Origin of the sequence: Bombilactobacillus apium (genome assembly GCF_013385145.1) — a bacterium.
In the GTDB taxonomy this organism is placed as follows: Bacteria; Bacillota; Bacilli; order Lactobacillales; family Lactobacillaceae; genus Bombilactobacillus; species Bombilactobacillus apium.
Map to the genome: position 1 here is coordinate 352,125 of NZ_JABZEC010000001.1, position 17,789 is coordinate 369,913.

The following is a 17,789-nucleotide window of genomic DNA, read 5'->3' on the forward strand; positions in this document are numbered from 1 at the left end:
AGTTCACTATCCAGAATTTAGAAAATCTGGAGGCAGGAATGATGTAACGCTTACATGGTTTGAGAATTCATATGGGTAGCCAAGAAAAACTTCTCCACCGTTATCCCTTTCACGGACTGGTAATTGTTCAAATTGAACAACAACGCTTAGATCTTAGAGCACTAGTTTTCCAATAACGACGGAAAAAGATCATGACAAGCATTGCACTCTTCGGTAATCGAATACTGGAAAAACAACTTTTTTCAGTCAACTTACCGACAATTATGCCTATGTGGGGAATTGGACCGGAGTAAGCGTCGAAAAAAAGGCCGGCTAACTCAAAGGTTCCGATATTCAGACCATTGACCTCCCCGGGGTCTACTCGCTAACCTCCTGACTAAAGATGAAAGAGTTGCGGTCAATTATTTACTCCAAGAAGACCCGACCTTAATTTTAGATATTACTAATCCCAGTCAACTCCAACGCAACCTACTTTTATCCATTGAATTATTAGAACTAGGCAAACCAGTGGTCTTAGTCTTAAATATGATCGATGACTTGCATCGAAGTGGCTCAGATTATGATCTCCAAGTTTTAGAGGAGCGCTTACACTGTCCAGTTGTCGTAACCAATGCCCGAAGTTGCCAAGGTCTTCCAGAATTACACGATCATCTAATTGAATTCTTGCGGACTAAACCGCAAACTACTACTCCTCTAGAACTACCCTATCCTCCTTTACTTCAACAAGCTCTCCACCAAGCTAGTCAGGCTCTTAGCTCTGACTTTAATTTTTCACCGGCTTTCGTCCGTTGGTTGACAATTCAATTTTTTAATTAGAACCAAGTAAGTCAAACTTGCCTAAGCTATATTGAAGAAGCGCTAACAGCCGCCCACCAAACTAGTTCTTCAACCCAACGACCTAATTTTACCAATCATTTAGACAAATTAATCACTAATCCAATTTTGGCTCTCCCTATTTTTATTCTAATTTTTCTTTTGATATTTAAAGTCTCCCTTGATTGGATCGGAACTCCGCTGTCAGATCTCTTGAATGATTTTCTTTCCGGTCCGGTCTCTAACTGGGCTGATACTTGCTTACATCAAATGGGGGCTTGGCCTTTCCTACGCTCTTTAGTGGTCAATGGAATTATCGCGGGCGTAGGAGGAGTTTTAACTTTTATTCCCCAGATCTTTGTTTTATTCGCCTGTATTTCTTTGTTAGAAGATTCTGGTTATATGACCCGCGCGGCTTTAGTAACCGACCGACTGATGGAATTAGTCGGTTTAAATGGGAAGGCCTTTATTCCCTTAATCATTGGTTTTGGCTGTAATATAACCGGTATCATGGCAGCGCAAACCATTGAACAACCTAAGGAACGGTTGATTTCTCCTTTTATGAGTTGAGCGGCTCGTTTACCACTCTACGGTTTATTTGTCGCCGCTTTCTTCCAACATCACCAGGCCGTGATCATTCTTTCCCTCTATTTCTTGAGGATTGCGGTGGTCTCAATTCTCGCTAAAATTTATCAACTTTCCTTTCATACTACCGAAAAAACGATCTTTATTGTCGAGCTGCCACAATACCACTGGCCCCGTTTGGATATTATTGCCCAAAGTACTTGGGGTAAAGGAAAAGGCTTCATCAAAAAGGCGAGCACTGTTATTTTTGGGGGAACCGTTTTGATTTGGCTCTTATCCAGTTTTGGACTTCATGGTTTTACCAGCAATGCGACCACCAGTTTCTCCGCGCTGATTGGCCAAGGATTACTGCCCTTCTTTGCTCCTTTAGGTGTTACTTCCTAGCAAGTTATTAGTGCCCTTTTAAGTGGCATCATGACGAAAGAAGTTATTAACTCAAGTATGATGGTTCTTTTACAAACTTCCAGTCAAGGTGTCTTAATCAGTATTTTTGCCCAGCTTTTTACAACCTCTATCAGCGTATGCTTTATTATTTTTTATTCTTTTATATATTCCCTGTTTTGCGACTCTGGCAACCACTAAGGCCGAAACTGGTTCAACCAAAATGATGCTCTATTAAGTAGTCTCCAGTTTTGTGATTGCTTACGGTTTAGCGACTTTAATTTTTCAAATTAGTTCATTATTCGGATAGGAGGAAATATTGATGTTAGTTTTAGGAAATTTAATAATTATTGGTTTAATCCTCAAAATCTCCGTTAATTATCAGTTACTAAAAAATCCACCTGCAAAATTAAATTCTGTAGGTAGATTTTTAGATCTTAGAAGAATTTATCTCTCTTAGGGAAGGTTCTTAATGAAATCAACTTGTTCTTCCATCCCGACCAGCTAATTTTTTAGTCCAGCATTGCTTTTTCATAAATCGTGTAATCACAACGATAAACGAATAGTCGCTTGCCATCAATCAGTAAATTTGTCGATGAGGGCACATCAGTTTTCGAAACCCGCACTCTGTTGCCCGCAAAAGTAGCAATTGGCTGTCCAGTTTGGGAACGGATTAAAATTACGTAACTACTCCCGGAAAAATCATCCTTCACTGCATGGACGAAACGATTCACAAAAGGAACATTTCGTTTCTTATTAATAGCTTGAACTTTTTGGGGGTGTTGATCCAAAACATTCGTTAAACCATCTTGGTAAGCAATCAGAGAACTCCCCACATGACGCATCAAATGCGAGCCTACGGTAATTTTCATAACTTTGGACTGTTTATTTTGCTTACCATCACTATTAATTTCATCAAACTGCCGATCTCGAGTGATCGCTAAAGAGGTTCCTCGAACTTGGTCAATCTTTTGCGCCTGGTCATCGTAAGTCGCTAGAGTAAGCGGTAAGCCGGCCCACTGTTGCCGTAAATTACTCCCAAAGTCAGCGACTAAAGCACAGCCGCCTAAAAGTAAACTCAATCCTAAAACTAGAATTAGGAAGACGATTGTTCGTGAACCTAATTTTCTTTGTTCCTGCAAAATATTATTTCCTCACTTTACTTGAGTTACTTTTTATTATTACCAATTTTTATAAGTAAAGCAATCCCTCTCTTTTTCAGATAATAAAAAAAGTCCCCGTGAGAAAACAACTTTCTCAAACCAGAACTTCTGTGATTAACTTGAAATTTTTTATTTTAGTTAGGCTTGGACCTGATGGAGGATCTTTCCTTGGCAGAGATAGGCAATTAAGTTTTGACTCGCCTCTTGAGCAATTGCGGTCCGAGCGGCCAAAGTTCCGGTTCCCGCATGAGGTGTCAAAACAACATTATCTAGCTTGGTTAAAGCCGCCGGAAGATGCGGTTCATCTTCGAAAACGTCTAAACCAGCGCCGGCAATTTTTCCTTGCTGCAAAGCCTTAATTAAATCCTCTTGTTTAACTAAAGCTCCGCGAGCAGTATTAATTAAATAGGCTGTCGGTTTCATTTGGTCAAAAACTAGAGCATCGATAATTCCCGTCGTCTCTGGAACTGCAGGCGCATGGAGAGTCAAAACATCCGCTTGACGAACTAGAGTCGAAAAATCAACATAGTGAACTTTTTGCTCCTGTTCTTGGCCAGTAGTTAAAGGATGACGTTGATGATAGATAACTTTCATTCCCAAAGCTTGGGCCAATTGAGCTACTTGCGAACCAATCCGACCCAAGCCATAAATTCCTAAAACTCGATCTTGTAAACTCATGCCCATATATTCAGCCTGGGAAACATCAAGCCACTGCTGCTGGCGAAGAGCTTGATCGTAAAAATGAAGGCGGCGAACCGTAGCTAATAAAAGGGCCAAAGTCATCTCTGCCGTAGGCTTTTGGACACTTTGAGGACAATTAGTAATTATTATTCCCTGCTGTTGGGCAAATCCTAAGTCAACGTGATCAAAACCAACTCCATTAGTGGTCACGATTTTTAAATTACTTCCAGCCGCTAGAAGTTCCGGGTCGGCGGACATTCCGGCCAACAAAAGCCCGTCATACTCTGATAAATGTTTTAAAACCCACGCCCGCGTTTCAATCTCGGGTTGATAAAAAACTTCACACTCGGCCCGCAGTTGAGTGAGACCCTTTTCGGGAATAATTCCGGTTACTAAAACTTTTGGCTTCAAATTCTCTTCCTACTTTCTTACTTCTGGCTTAAAGCTGGATCAACAGCTCTTAACATTGCCTCTACATTTTGGGGCTTAAAATAAATCCGTTCCGCATTTTCAAACATAACCTGTTCTAATTCCGAATTTGTAAAAATATCAGTTGCTTCTAGCCAAGTTGCTAATTGATGGTAGGAGTTGAAAGTTGCCGACCAAGGGGCATCACTCCCCCAAATAATTCGTTGAGCTCCTAAAATTTGCTTGGCCAAACGAACGTCTTTTTGACAGCGAGGATAAGGAAAGTCCTCCGGATGTTCATTTTCAATATCCTGAATTGCTGAAATATCCACGGCAATATTAGGATACGGAGCAAATTGCTCTAGGCTATTAGCTAAACAATTTAAGTGGTCCGCATTGGGAAAAGATAAGTGGCAGACCACAAAATCTAGGTCTGGATAACACTGGGCTAAATTAACGATCGCCTCAGGTTGATAACTCACTTCTTGGACAGCACCATAATCGACCGTAACAACAAAACCCGGATAATCAGCTAAACAATGCATAATTTGCCCAACTCGAGGCTCTAAATCGAGGCGGAAAGGATGGTGAAAACCATGTAAACCACCGCCCGCACTGATCTCAAACTTCATGGTTCGAAAGCCCAAGTCTGCTACATGCCGATGAACAATCGCTAAGGCCCGTTGGGCAAAAGGATCCACCGAAAAAGCCGCAATAAACTTTCCAGGGTACCGTCGGGCAACTTGATAGGAATAATAGTTTTGATAGCCGTTTAAGGTTCCCTGCAGAAGAACTGCTTTTTCAATTCCCTCTTGTTCCATAACTGGGAGATACTTTTCCACTAAGAAATTGTCATCTCCCCAACCCTTAGGAAAAAGTTGAATTATCTCACCATCATCCCAAATTGCTCGTCCCGAGCCCAAGGGAGTCAACCGACCTTGATTTTTAGATCCTGCCAAAGCGCGGACTAGGTGCAAATGACCTTCAATTTTACGCATAAATTTTCCTTCCTCAATATTTTGAATTATTTTTTGTAACAATGTTGACCTGATTTAGGAGCTCGCCAAAAGTAATAGGCAATTATAATCCCCACCACTAAAATGAGCAGCAAACTGCCGGCGATGATTTGGGGCCACCAAGGAAAAGAACGTGACTGATGGTAATTAACTCGTTGTTGACGATCAACCTTAAAACTTTCTTGGAGATCCCAAACCTGATCTTTGCTGGTTAATCTTAGAGCTAAACGATAACGTCCAGATTTTAGGGTTTTACCTCCTAGAGAAAATGGTAACCGATAGAGTGAATTGGGGGCTAATTGTTTACCTAGATTATCTTGATTAGAAAAATTGAGTCTTTGAATAGTTTTATGGGTTCTAGAGTCCTTAATGGTTCCTTTAATCGCCAGATTATTAATAAAACAGGCATTTTGATTATGAATAGTTGCCATAATAGCGGGTCCAGTAGTTAATTTTTTGAGCCTAATTGTTCCTAAACCAAGACGAACTGGTGCTGGTGGGGTCTGTCCATGTAAGACCAAACCAATCGTATACGAGTAACGATTTCCAACTTGAGGAACGTGCGGGGTGGAGTCTCCCATCTGCAAATCGCCTAATTGAAGTCTAATTCCCCCAGCAACAACTCCCAGAATTGACTTCGCGGGCATTTTAATGGTTACAGGGACTTTAGCTACTGCTTTGGGAGCCAATTTAACTTGCTTGGGAACTTTAACGAACCGTAAAAGATCCCCATGTTGCAGGTAGGAATAATCAAACCTTGTCCGCAAATCTCCTTTAGTTGAACTATTATATTGAACTGTTCCATTTTCATTGGTATAGGCCCGCCCTAATTGTAAAAGAACGGTTAATTTCTTTTTAGTATTATTTTTGACAGTTAAGTAAAGGACCTGCTTTTGACGCTTAGCCAGTTGGAGGTCAAAATAAGGCTTAGATTTATCAACCTGATTTTCCGGGATTTGTGGTGTCACTGTAAAGTCAAAATCTCTAGCCTGCACCGAAGTAGTCATTAAGAGCCAAAAACTTCCAACTAACAAAAGGATGCTACTTATTTTAACAATTTTCATGAATAATTTGATCCTCATAAATTTATCTTCATTTACTTACATTATAATATTATTTTTTTAAATTGCGAACAAAGATCCCTCAAAATAATTTCTGAAAGCGGCCTAGGCTGCTCAACCACGTTTGCTTAATAACTTGCTTGCTATAACCCACCTTACCAAGATAATAATAACAAAAAATTGCCGGCAAACAATTTGTCGACACTTAATTTCTAGGAGGAAATTCTAAATGGTAATTTTTGACTTAGTCTTGTTGAAGATAATTAGTGGCATTATTAAGAACTTGCAAAATCGTACTGTAAGAATAAAGATGTATAATTTCATTAATTTGTGGTGCAGACTTATTACCTGTGAAAGAAATGTTTCAGCGTTTACCAGATCAATTATTTTTTTGAAATTAACATCATTCTGCAATTCATTACAACAATCTTTGATTTTGCTAGCTACAGTCGCATAGAAGTAAACTCGCTCCATAATTTCGGTGAGTTTATTGACCTCTCTTTACTAGCCATTGTAGTCCATCCCTTCATTGTTGAAATTAGTTAGCTACTAACTCTTTTTCCTGAGTTGTAACTTGGGGCGCAGGATATTGTTTATCTAAATCTGAAATTGCTAAACGCAGATCATAAATGAAATCATCAGCAATCCTCATGGGCATTGATGGCCAAACAACAATTCTACTAATTGTTGTATCATCCCGATTCTTTGGCAATGGATATGACGGTACTTGCCAACCATACTTAGCTAGTTCAGACTCCAAATTATACAAGGTCCAGCCCACTTGAGCATCATCTGCTAGTTTAAGTGAAACCTTCCGAACATTATTCATTACGGCTTTAAAACCATTATAACCAAAGCGGATAAAATTATAATACTGAGCAACAATATGGGTCCCACTATGTGAGAAGTTAATTGCGATCGAATCAACGGTCTTCCCTAAATAAGGCACCTGGAAACGCATCTCCTTGGGAAGATAATCATAATTATTTTTCTTCGTGAATTCTTAAAGGTAAAACAGCAATCTGGTTATATTCAGAAACCAGTTGATCTAATTTTTGAATATCATCAACGGCACCAGTATAAGTAATTCCCTGAATACCAACGATTCCAATAGTATTCGCATCGACATAGTCCATATCCATTGACATATGTTTGTCATCGATTGGAACCTAGCGCATTTTCACATTCCAGTAGACACAGAACTTTTCCCAAACCACTTGATAGCCGGGCATAATTACCAAATTAGGGCGATATTGGTGTAAGTCTGCAATATCAAAATCAGCAGCTTGAGCCCGGTGCTTCCAAATTAACAGAAGCGATAAACCACCTAACATACATCCTTCAAAGGAATCGACAGTTGAAGTTCCAATGAATTCATCATACATACACCTTTTGATCATCAAGAATTCCCCAAAGATGGGCTAAGAAAGAAACACAGTAATTTTTCATAGCCGCTGTTTTCGGATATTCTGACTTGTCAATCGCATTAGTATTCAAAGCACTAAGCATTAATTGATCAGCCTGGGACTCCATTTCGGTTGTACAAAATGTTGCTAAGCTTTGATTTGCCTTGACCTCATTCAAACGATAATGCTGAATCAACTGGGAAGCTACATCTGGAGCCATCGGGTGTTGCGACATGGTATCAGTAGGTAAAGAAGTTACTGCTTCCACACTAACACTACCTAAAAAATTCTTTTCTAAGTCAACACAATCGAAGTTTTGTTCATCATAGTTAGCCATAATAGTAAGCAACCTTTCTTTTATTTATCTAATTAACTTAACGAGATGCTTTATCGTCGTGCGATTTTGAAATGACATTAGTCGTCTGTGATCCAGAAGATAACAGATCAGACTTATCTGTTGTAGCAGTATTTTGATTTTGAATCGTCTGGAACTGCCGCAACCATTTCTGGTGATAGCGATAAAGGATGAGGGGAATAAAGACAACAACCACAAAAGCCGCTCCCAATAAAAGTAAATAGGTTCTCCGGAGCTAATTCAGCTGGCGGAAAGAAAGTAACTACAAACCCAAAAGCAGATCAGACTAATCCTACAACACCGTAAATTTTTCTAAAGAGAGCGCTTTTAGCAGCCACAAAGCTTGGCTTTAATTCGGAATGTTTAAACTACAAGACAAGATAGCTTGCGAAGAGTAAAACATACATCAAGGTGTAAAACGCTACAGTTAAACTGATTGCGATCTGGATAGTTATCCTTTAAAAACTGGGTTAGTTTTTTCAAAATCAAATTAATCGTTTGTAAAATAAAATTACTAAAGAATTCTGAGCTTGGGATTCATCAATATGGCGAAAAAAATTGGGGCTGAGCATCAATATATTGGAAGATATGTAAATAACCCTCGACCCAATTTGGAATATCTAAGTTTTGTACCAGTTCTTGCGCTTTTGCTTCTAAATAAGTCTCCAAACAATCATATTTATCTCCAAAATGATAATAAAAAGTTTGCTGATTAATTTCATTTTTTTCGGCAATATCCGTTACATTTAAATTATTAAACGATTTTTTTCTACTAGTTGGCTTAATACTTGACAGATTCTAATTTCTGTATACGACTTCATAAATAGCCCCCGCTTCTATTCAATCTGCGCGATTTTTACTATTTAAATTGACAAATAAGTTATCAAATTTCGATAACCTGACATTTAGGTAGCAAGGTTCATTGATAATTCATTTATTTTAAAGCAATTATTCTCAACCTAATCTCCAGAAATATTTAGAATCTTCTTCATTTGTTTTCTAATTCTACGCGATTTTGGTGACATATCCCCTTTAATCGCCCGATTCACCTGCTGTGGTCCCGTATGCAACATCTTAGCCATCTCGCGCTGCGTAATTCGGTGTGTTAATAAAGCTACTTTCATTTGAATTTCTACTTCTTCTGCTGCTTCTAATAATTGCTGATCAGACATAAAATCAATCCTTCCCCTGTTATTTATTCGTCAAGTAGTTGTCTTTTCTATCATTCGTGATAAAATCAAAGTATGTTAAATAAGCAAGAAAAACTTGATCTGATCCCTTTTCTCATTCCCGTGAGCTGGTTGGATCATACTTTTTTTATTGCTTGATTACTTGATGAATATATTATCAATCATTAATGATTTAATGTCAATTGTTTTCTACCATTAGTGGTTGAATAAGAAAGATTATTTTCCTTAGGAGTGCCTGTATGACAACGTTAGATCTAATAAAAAAATTTTCTCGACAAAGAGGCTGGTCTCTCCAAACATTAGCTGAAAAAGCAGGACTGGGTAAGAATAGTATTTATCGCTGGAATACCAAAACTCCCAGTACTAATAGTCTCAAGAAAATTGCTAAAGTGCTCCAAATTTCCATCGAAGATTTATTTGGCGATGATCTGAAAGAACATGAAGATTTAAAAAGTAAAAAGATTGATATTACCAAGGCAATTCATGAAGGTGAAATCTTAGCCTATGAAGGACAAGATATTCCACCAGAAGAAGTAGAGATGATTCGGAGAATTATTGAGGGGCGTAAACATAATGGATGACTTGATTACTTACTTACTCAACTATGCTTTTCAAAATGGCTACGGCTACGAAATTCTTAACGATGCCCATACAAATTGGCCTTCTTTAGCTTATCCCAAAATGAACTTAATTTTCATTAATCTAAATTGGCATCAAAAAAGGGAGATTCCTTTTCAAATTGCTCATGAGATTGGTCATTTAATCGATGGTGATGCTTGTCACCGGTCTCGACTTCACCAAGCTAAAATTAATATTGAGAATCAAGCCGATCTGCACGCTATTAGAATTTTACGACAGTATTGTTTTGATTATGACTTTCGAATGGAAAACCCGCTTATTTTTGCCGAGCAATTTGGGATTCCCTCACGCTTATACGATGTTGTTACTAATAAATGGTCAGGCTAAGAAACGATTAAAAACCATAAAGGGGAGAATTTATGTATCGAATAATTAAAATCGGGATCGTTTTATTGAGTAGTCTCAGCTTTATGGCTTGTGGCAAGCAAACTTCACCAAATTCAACTTCCTCAGCACCGCAAACCAAAAATCAAATTACAGCAAAAAAAGGATTTAAAAATCACTCCTTTGCTAATGCTCAGGGTATCTTAGTAATTAAAAATATTAACACTATGAAGTCCATTGAAACTGAGGAAAGGAAGACTCTAAAGGCCGTTATCTTTCGCGGAACCTTCACTAATAAGTCCTCGTCTCCGATCACCGTTGAAGACTTTTTTCAACGCTATGTCGCCGCCTTTGCAATGGAAAATGATACTAATCAGCGCTTGGTGACGGACGGTCTCCACTTCAATACTCCTTACGACCAAGATATTGCCACCGCTCATGATGAGACTAAACCAGGACATACATCGACGTTTGCGATCGCTTTTCAAGTTTCTGATTTGGCTGCGTAATATAAATTAACCGCTTTAAATGCCCAAAAGGAACAATTAGGATCTGAAACTTTTGAAGCTACTGATATTTCAGCAAAAAAAGAGCCCGCTAAGCAATCCCCAAAATCCTCTCCAGATGAAAAGCAGCTGACTGCTCATCAAAAAGCTCAAATTAATAAGCCTTTCTACAACTGGACCGCCCAACGAGCAGAAATTGGAAAGATGGCAGTTGGTGATTGGTATTTTGACCATGGAGCTGGTGGAACCGGCGATTGGTATGCTCAAACTCCTGATGGTAAAGTTCAAGTACAAAACTTCAATAATCCCGGTCCTCGTTCTTTTTCGATTCATGCCCTAGGTGGTTGTGTTTTCTATAAATCAAAAACTGGTAAAACCGGCGCCCAGAAACTTTATCAAGGTTCATTTGCCGAAAATTATTCAATAGATATGAATATGAATAAACCAATTAGTAAATACCTTTTGGGTGATAATGGTGTTGTTTACGAGCTGAAAACTGGAAATGGCCTTTCGGCAGGAACGAGGACTGGCTTTGGAGAATACGATGACGACGGGACTGTTGGTTCTAATGGCCCCGATGAAAGCTTTCAAATTCCTGAGGACACCACGGCCCAAGACAAGCTCCAAAACTAGTTCGATCCAAATGTGGTTGAGCAGGCAAAATGGAACGAAAATCGTCGGGGTCCAAAGCATCAAGATCAAAATGGATGACAACGTGATGGATTCCCTTAGATTTCAACCATTTCAGAACTGATTCGGCGATCGTCAAGGCATCTGGCGTCGCATAAGCCAGCTTCAAGTCAGAGGCCAAGTGATCCATGGGCCGTAATTCCTGAACTTGTAAACCTGCCAAAAAGATCTGGTCAGGAACTAAGGGATACCGCAGTGCTTCACTAAAAATCGAATGACTTTGACCTAATAAATCTGCCACAACCATTTCATGAAGATGATGGAAGTCTTGTGGAGTTGAGATGTCAGGATGAGCATCCAACCAAATTACGCCAAAATCATTGGGATATTTTCCATGGAGGTAATCAAACGGAGTTGCTGATACTGAACAATCCCCACCTAGAATCAGTAAATGTTGGGGCTGTTGGGCATCCAAAAGCTGCTGAACATATTTTTTTTGGTCATAAAGTTGCTTACCACCATCTATTCCAGCCAGCGGAGTAGCCTGTGAACTAACGGGAACCGTCATCGTCGGAGTTGTTTGGCTAGGGGGAACAATTGCGGCCAAAATCTCCTGTCCTATTTGATAATTAGGATCCATTCCCCCCTGCCATTGAGGCCAATTAAGACGTAAAGATTGGACTATCATATTATCTTTCCTTTCTAATCTACAAATCGCAAAGTATAGATGCATTAAGGCAAAAAATAATATACCTAAACTACAATTCAGTTGCTAGCTGTTGCACAAGGAGTTGAATATTCTTTTCATCGCGACGATAATAAGTCCACTTCCCATGGCGTTCAGAAAGCAAAAGACCACAGTCTTGTAAATCACTCAAATACTTCGAAACTGTCGATTGAGCTAAGCCGGCCTTCTTAACAATTTCTTGAACACAAATTCCTCCTCTTTCCTGCATCATAAAACGAACCGTTTCACATGAGACAGTGGTGATTTGCGTTTCCGGATCTTTGAGCCATTTCAGAATATTTAATCGAGTTTGGTTGGACAGGACGCTGAATAACTTTGTATTAATTTTCATAAGTTCGGTTTAGCATATTAACCATTAAATATCTATCTTATTGAATATGTCAATATTTATAAATACTTTCTTGAACAAAAAATGACCTTCACAACGCCCGGATCGGGCACTGCAAAGATCATCTTTGTCTGAATCTCTAAGTCTAATCTGCGGTTCGCTGAGCATAAAATAGAGCCACCAAACCACTACGAGAATAATTAATTAACTTCAAATTTCGTTGCCGCAGTTTTATTACTAATTCTTCTTTTGTAAAGAAATGATGACCTAACTTTTCACAGAGACGAATGATTAAGCTATGAGCTTGCTCATCTTTTACAAAAGTTTGACAAAATAACTTTCCATCTTGATCTAAAAGTCGAGTAATTTCATTCAAAACCAAATCCACATGTGGCATTTGGTGAAGCGCCCCGCAAATCCAAATTTCGTGGAAGGAATTATCTTCAAATAAGTCGAGCTTTTCGGCATTCCAATTAATAATTTGAAAGTTATCTCCGAAGCCGTATTTTATCTTTTCCTTCTGGGCAATCTTTAAAGTATTAGTGGCAATATCAACTGCATATATACAAGTCCCTTGTTCTTTGTGCTCCAATCTTAATTTACGACCATACCAACCAGTACCACAAGCTAGATCCAAAATATTTTCTGGAATTGATTTTTTGGACGTTTGGCTTTCCGGATCTAAGGCTAATAGATCATGATAAACGACAACAAAATTCATTTTTTTATGCGCAAAAAAGGAAAGAAAAATCGGATGAACTATTTTATTATAGGCTTTTAGGAAGTAGGAATTATTTAAAATCATCTGTGAAAATGTTTCTTTTTTAGTCACTGTTAATAATAACCTCCATCTTTAGTCAAGCTCCTTTAGAGACTCTTCTAGCTTAATATGATTAATCTTTCGAGCTAACAAATTATTAATGACTATTCCAGTAATCAAAGTTCCCAAAATAGCGACTAAAATTGTCTTCCAATTGAAGACTAAGACCATATCTGTAGTTTGCCCCATCATCTGTAAGATTTTATTTAATAAGAAATATGCTCCCGGAAGTCCTAAAATGATTCCTAAGATTGTCAACCCATTCAATTCCCGCTTAAATATTTTCCGAAGTAGTTGATTGGAAAAGCCGAGAACTTTCAGGGTGCTCATTTCTTGTTTCCGCTCAACATAACTAAGATTACCCAAGTTATAGAGAACAATAACCATTAATAAAACCGCGGAGATAATCAATAGACTAACCAGCTTAGACATCGAATCAACCATTTTTTGAACATTATTTTTTTCAGAAGTAATGGGAACAACTTGTTGGACTAAAGGTGATTGTAATTTTGTGAATTTACGAGAAGTTAACAAAGCGGTCGGTCGGAAATCGTAACCTTTTTTGGTAAAGAAGTCTTCAGTGACTGAAAATCCTTGATTAATCGGAACCCGATAAATTCCAGTTATCCTAGAATTCTTCCAAGAACTAGTTCCAACTACCCGCCATTTTAGGATATCTCCCTTAGATAAATTTTCTTTTTGAGCTAAACGATAACTGACTGATAATCCCTGAGAGCCCACTTTAAAGTTATTTTTTTGAAGATCGGTCAACTTAACCATTGAAGTATTTTGGTTAGGATACACGGTTAAAGATTTTAATAATCGTTGGTGATGAGCTTGAATATCAATTGTCTGTTCAGCAATTGGCTCAGCTTCAAGATTAGCTTGGAGTTGGTCAATTTGCTCTTGAGAGCGATTGGCCTTTAAATTAACTTTAGTTTCATAACGCGCTACCTTTTGATATTGCCAATCAAGAATATCATTTAAAGAGTCTTTTAAGCCCAAAGCAGTCAGCATCAACATCATACAACCCGCTACCGAAATAACGATGGTCAACGTTCTCGCTAAATTATGACCACAATCGCGAAGGTTCCATTTGTTGGCAAAAGAAAGATGCGACCAAATTTGCCAATTGGCAATTCGAGAGCTCTGCTGCTTGGATTTAGTTCTCTTCTTTAAGGTATCGACAATTTTTTCATGGAGAATGGAACGGCAACTGCAATAGACTGCTAGCATACTGATCACAACACTAATTACGATGATTAAGAGATTACTTTGCGGTTGACTCGCCTGCCAAACCGGCAAAGTAAACATTGATAAAGATTTATAAACTACAGGAGGTAAGAGTACCGGTCCTAAAAAATAGCCAATTAGTGCTGCGGGCAAACTAACAATTACCCCATAGAATAAGTAATTCCAAAGCAAGATCCGTTTTCTAAAACCTAAGGCCTGTAAAACGCCAATTTCTACACGTTGTTGCTGCAGCAGCCGAATCATAGTTGTTAAAATGATTAAAATCGCTACGATGAAAAATAGGATTGGAAAAATACCAGATAGTGACCGAAATTGCGCAATTTTATCTTGCAACATAGTATAAGAAATTAAATCTTTACGTGCCTGCAAGGAACTAATCTGATCATGATGTGTAACTTGGAGTAGTTTATTTTTGGTACTAGAATTACTATCAGCTTTTGTACGAACCAATAATTGATTGAAAGGAAGCGGTGGTTGAGAGCCAGCAAAATATTGCTTATAAGAAAGAAAGCCAAAACCAAATTCTCGATGATCCGGCAATAATTGACTAGAGGAACTTAGTGGATAAACGTATTCAGGATTAGTGATCAAGCCACGAATCGGAACAGTTTGCTTCTGGTAATTCGAACTGAAACTAAAATTATCTCCAACTTTGAGATGGTGCTTTTGAGCATAATCACGATCAAGCCAAATTCCTTTCTTCTTTAAGGAAAAAGGCGTTCCCTTTTCTAACCGAACTTGTGAAATTTTATTTTCTTCTAGATAATTCAATTCAACCGTTGCTTTTTGATCATGTTGATCGCTAACTCGCAAACGTAAACGACGTTCAACATCTCGCACATAGCTTAAATCAGCAATTTTCTTTTTAGTTTGAGAACTAATTTTCTGAGAATTTAACCAGTAATCAGCTAAATTTTGTTTTTGATAATAAATTTTGCTTTGTTGTTGCATTCCAAACCAAGTCGCATTAAGACCCGAAAAAACCAAGCAGGCCAAGAAAATGATTAAGAAGATCGCAGTAAATTGACCCTTATTTCTTTTAATATCAGCTAAGGCTTTTTTTAATAGAATCAAAGATCAGCCTCCTTAACTTGAACTGGTTGCGAATTAGTTTCAACCGTATCAATATGACCATCTTTTAAAGTGATTACCTTATGAGCCAAATCAGCGTAAGCCTCATTATGGGTCACCATTACAATCGTTTTTCCGGCTTGATTAAGTTCCTGTAAAAGCGCCATAATTTTTTGCCCCGTTTTACTATCTAGGGCTCCTGTCGGTTCATCACAGAGTAAAAGGTCCGTATTTTTGGCAATTGCTCGGGCAATCGACACTCGTTGCTGTTCCCCACCCGACAATTGAGCTGGATATTGTTTTGCTTTTTTTCCTAAACCAACGGCCTTAAGAACCGCCATTCCCGGCTTACTTTGATCAGTAATTTCTTGAACAACATTAATATTGTCTAAAACATTTAATGTAGGTAATAAGTTATAAAATTGAAAGATAAAACCAACCTCTTGAGCTCGATAATTGGCTAATTCTTTTTCATTGTAGCCTGTAATATTTTGGCCAGAAACAATCAATTCTCCTCCTGCAGGCTGAGCTAGTCCACCCAATAAATCTAATAGCGTCGACTTCCCTGCTCCACTAGGGCCTAAAATAACAACAAACTCTCCTGGATAGATTTGTAAATTAATATCTTTTAAAGAATAAAATTTCTGATTGTTAATTTGATACTTTTGACTTACATTACTTAAAGAAATCAAGGCTTCCATTAGGTTATTCCTTCTTTCAAATTCAATAACTTATTTAACGATGTTTAATCTGGAGACCTTTCTTTTCTAGATCTGCCAAGACTCGCTCAGAATTTGCCGTCAAATTTTCCCAATCATAAACACCTGCAGCTAAAGTTATTTTAGTTTCAAAAATTTCTGTGACAATTACACAAGCAAACATCGCTGTCATATAGTAAGATGACTCTCCAGAAATCACTAACTTTTGTTGCCCTTTCCCCTTCCAAGTGACTTCTAGAAGACATCCCTTATCTGATTGCTTTACTTGCCGTTTCATTTTAGAGAACAAAAAATATAATTTCTGTAGAAAGGGAATCGTCTGTGTATTTAGCCAGCTACTAGCTTTCAGCAAAAATTTTAATTGTGTTTTCTTAAGCGCCGCAAAATGAACTTTATAAGAATAATTGACTTTAAGTTTTCGTAAAGCAGCGGTTGTGACCATCTCTGGATTTTCATAGCCGATTAAAGACGAACTTTGGGAATGCCCCCAAAATCGATAATTATCGGTAACTTCGTTATCGATCCAAAACTTTTTACCCTTAACCAAAACGGGATATTGCTGATTAATTGTTCTCAACATTGCTGCCATTGCTCCCGGTCCAATTGGTTGCTGTCCAATATATAAGCGACAAGCAATATCGGTAACTGTAGACGATAAGTTTAAACCCAAGGCAAGGGTACTCAATCCAGGACACAAACCGAAGCCTGTTAGAACAGTAACTTTTTGCTTTTCAGCTTGTTCTTGTAAGTTCTTTATTTTTTGAGCCGCTAAGATACTATCGTTTATATCTAGGCAGTTAACTTGAGCTATAATACATAATTGCTGCACTTTATTTAAATATTTCTCAAACGGTCCCAGAGCAATCACGGTGAAATCAAATTTTTGCAGTAAAGCAATATTTCGCTGCTTGTCTGCCGCCAAATCAAAATAAATAATATGATCATCAGAAATTGCAGCAGCTCTTCTGGATGTTCCAAAAATCTCTAAATTTGGATTGGTTTGCAATTCACGATAAATTAAGTGGCCTGTAACTCCGGTCCCTCCAATAACTAGAATTTTTTTCACATTCTCCACCCCTTTTTTAATCATTTTGTTCTAGTAACTTCTGTAAAACGTGGAGTAAATCGGAAGAATCTTGCTTAAAGATGCTATAATGATCTCCTTTTATCTGAAGATAATTAATTTCATTGCGACTATACATTTGCCAGCGTTGAATTCTTTTAGCCAGTCCAGAGTTAGGGATAATAAAAGTTAAATTATCAACTTTACCAGTGGGTATATACCCAGCTTGAGCTCCTAATAAGGACCGTAAACTGTTAATATACTGACAACAAAGTTCTGGCGATATTTTAGCTGCCGTTAATTCTTGTTTATCAGCGGTCAAAGTTGTTAAGTTTTTAAGGGCTTGCGTACGATGGGCATCAACTTCTAAATAATCCCGAGTCCTTTCCCAAAGCCCTTCAATAGTTGTTTCTTTTTCCAAAGCCGGAGTAATCGATTCCTCTAAATAAGATTGAAGGAATTTTCTTTCTTCGAAAACAGAGAAAGTGGTCAAGTCGCTGCCTTCACTGCAATTAGCTGGTCGATATTACTCAAAAATCTTCCAATTCGCCGTTGTTCAGATAGTTGTGGAATATTTAAATTTTGCTTTAAGAAATCTTTGGTCACTAAATTATTCATCATTGTTGCC

General features: G+C 38.0%; 19 protein-coding genes and 2 pseudogenes. 6 read left to right on the forward strand and 15 right to left on the reverse strand.

The features are described from left to right. The first annotated feature begins 191 nt into the window (after positions 1–191). Positions 192–2,089 (forward strand): annotated as a pseudogene (gene feoB, locus HU830_RS01775) (ferrous iron transport protein B). A 12-nt stretch (positions 2,090–2,101) separates the two neighbouring features. Then, positions 2,102–2,239, forward strand: a complete 138-nt coding sequence (locus HU830_RS01780) for a hypothetical protein (RefSeq protein WP_176942083.1) — start codon at positions 2,102–2,104, stop codon at positions 2,237–2,239. 52 nt (positions 2,240–2,291) lie between these two features. Here HU830_RS01780 and HU830_RS01785 read toward each other — a convergent pair whose 3' ends face one another. From HU830_RS01785 to HU830_RS01815, 7 genes and pseudogenes are all read right to left on the reverse strand, one after another. After that, positions 2,292–2,921, reverse strand: a complete 630-nt coding sequence (locus tag HU830_RS01785) for a DUF5052 family protein (RefSeq protein ID WP_176942084.1) — start codon at positions 2,919–2,921, stop codon at positions 2,292–2,294. A gap of 159 nt (positions 2,922–3,080) precedes the next feature. Beyond that, complete coding sequence (locus HU830_RS01790) at positions 3,081–4,034, reverse strand: NAD(P)-dependent oxidoreductase (protein WP_176942085.1); 954 nt, start codon at positions 4,032–4,034, stop codon at positions 3,081–3,083. Positions 4,035–4,051: 17 nt separating this feature from the next. Further along, positions 4,052–5,029 carry an amidohydrolase family protein gene (locus tag HU830_RS01795; protein WP_176942086.1) on the reverse strand — a complete coding sequence of 326 codons (978 nt, stop codon included), beginning with the start codon at positions 5,027–5,029 and terminating at the stop codon, positions 4,052–4,054. 26 nt (positions 5,030–5,055) lie between these two features. Further along, the gene (locus HU830_RS01800) at positions 5,056–6,111 is read right to left on the reverse strand and encodes a DUF916 domain-containing protein (RefSeq protein WP_176942087.1); all 1,056 of its coding nucleotides are present in this window, start codon (positions 6,109–6,111) and stop codon (positions 5,056–5,058) included. Positions 6,112–6,646: 535 nt separating this feature from the next. Continuing rightward, positions 6,647–7,851, reverse strand: a pseudogene (locus tag HU830_RS01805) (pyridoxal-dependent decarboxylase). 558 nt (positions 7,852–8,409) lie between these two features. After that, positions 8,410–8,664, reverse strand: a complete 255-nt coding sequence (locus HU830_RS01810) for a TetR family transcriptional regulator (RefSeq protein ID WP_176942113.1) — start codon at positions 8,662–8,664, stop codon at positions 8,410–8,412. Between the two features lie 164 nt (positions 8,665–8,828). Then, positions 8,829–9,041 (reverse strand): helix-turn-helix domain-containing protein, encoded by a 213-nt coding sequence (locus HU830_RS01815; RefSeq protein ID WP_176942088.1) that lies wholly within the window; start codon positions 9,039–9,041, stop codon positions 8,829–8,831. A 257-nt stretch (positions 9,042–9,298) separates the two neighbouring features. Between HU830_RS01815 and HU830_RS01820 the strand changes: the two genes are divergently transcribed. The 4 genes from HU830_RS01820 to HU830_RS01835 all read left to right on the forward strand — a co-directional run bounded on the left by HU830_RS01820 (position 9,299) and on the right by HU830_RS01835 (position 11,161). Further along, entirely contained in the window at positions 9,299–9,640 is a 342-nt protein-coding gene (locus HU830_RS01820) for a helix-turn-helix domain-containing protein (RefSeq protein WP_176942089.1), read from the forward strand. Continuing rightward, positions 9,633–10,025 carry a M48 family metalloprotease gene (locus tag HU830_RS01825; RefSeq protein ID WP_176942090.1) on the forward strand — a complete coding sequence of 131 codons (393 nt, stop codon included), beginning with the start codon at positions 9,633–9,635 and terminating at the stop codon, positions 10,023–10,025. Before HU830_RS01820 ends, HU830_RS01825 begins: the two co-directional genes overlap by 8 nt. Positions 10,026–10,057: 32 nt before the next feature. Further along, a complete protein-coding gene (locus HU830_RS01830; protein ID WP_176942091.1) occupies positions 10,058–10,531 on the forward strand; it encodes a DUF5067 domain-containing protein in 474 nt (157 codons plus the stop codon). A 201-nt stretch (positions 10,532–10,732) separates the two neighbouring features. Continuing rightward, positions 10,733–11,161, forward strand: a complete 429-nt coding sequence (locus tag HU830_RS01835; protein WP_176942092.1) for a hypothetical protein — start codon at positions 10,733–10,735, stop codon at positions 11,159–11,161. Here HU830_RS01835 and HU830_RS01840 read toward each other — a convergent pair. The 8 genes from HU830_RS01840 to HU830_RS09140 form a co-directional block, all read right to left on the reverse strand. Continuing rightward, positions 11,094–11,846: an arginase family protein gene (locus HU830_RS01840; protein ID WP_176942093.1), complete on the reverse strand. Its 753-nt coding sequence runs from the start codon at positions 11,844–11,846 to the stop codon at positions 11,094–11,096. The two genes, HU830_RS01835 and HU830_RS01840, sit on opposite strands and share 68 nt — an antisense overlap. 70 nt (positions 11,847–11,916) lie before the next feature. Then, positions 11,917–12,117, reverse strand: a complete 201-nt coding sequence (locus tag HU830_RS09135) for an ArsR/SmtB family transcription factor (RefSeq protein ID WP_407647465.1) — start codon at positions 12,115–12,117, stop codon at positions 11,917–11,919. A 262-nt stretch (positions 12,118–12,379) separates the two neighbouring features. Continuing rightward, positions 12,380–13,066, reverse strand: a complete 687-nt coding sequence (locus HU830_RS01850) for a class I SAM-dependent methyltransferase (protein WP_176942095.1) — start codon at positions 13,064–13,066, stop codon at positions 12,380–12,382. Positions 13,067–13,087: 21 nt separating this feature from the next. Then, positions 13,088–15,382 (reverse strand): ABC transporter permease, encoded by a 2,295-nt coding sequence (locus tag HU830_RS01855; RefSeq protein ID WP_176942096.1) that lies wholly within the window; start codon positions 15,380–15,382, stop codon positions 13,088–13,090. Then, the gene (locus tag HU830_RS01860; RefSeq protein WP_176942097.1) at positions 15,379–16,080 is read right to left on the reverse strand and encodes an ABC transporter ATP-binding protein; all 702 of its coding nucleotides are present in this window, start codon (positions 16,078–16,080) and stop codon (positions 15,379–15,381) included. Before HU830_RS01860 ends, HU830_RS01855 begins: the two co-directional genes overlap by 4 nt. Positions 16,081–16,114: 34 nt before the next feature. Next, complete coding sequence (locus HU830_RS01865) at positions 16,115–17,164, reverse strand: saccharopine dehydrogenase family protein (protein WP_176942098.1); 1,050 nt, start codon at positions 17,162–17,164, stop codon at positions 16,115–16,117. A gap of 16 nt (positions 17,165–17,180) precedes the next feature. Further along, a complete protein-coding gene (locus tag HU830_RS01870; protein WP_176942099.1) occupies positions 17,181–17,654 on the reverse strand; it encodes a hypothetical protein in 474 nt (157 codons plus the stop codon). Continuing rightward, the gene (locus tag HU830_RS09140; protein WP_407647467.1) at positions 17,651–17,782 is read right to left on the reverse strand and encodes a restriction endonuclease subunit S; all 132 of its coding nucleotides are present in this window, start codon (positions 17,780–17,782) and stop codon (positions 17,651–17,653) included. Before HU830_RS09140 ends, HU830_RS01870 begins: the two co-directional genes overlap by 4 nt. Positions 17,783–17,789 lie beyond the last annotated feature (7 nt).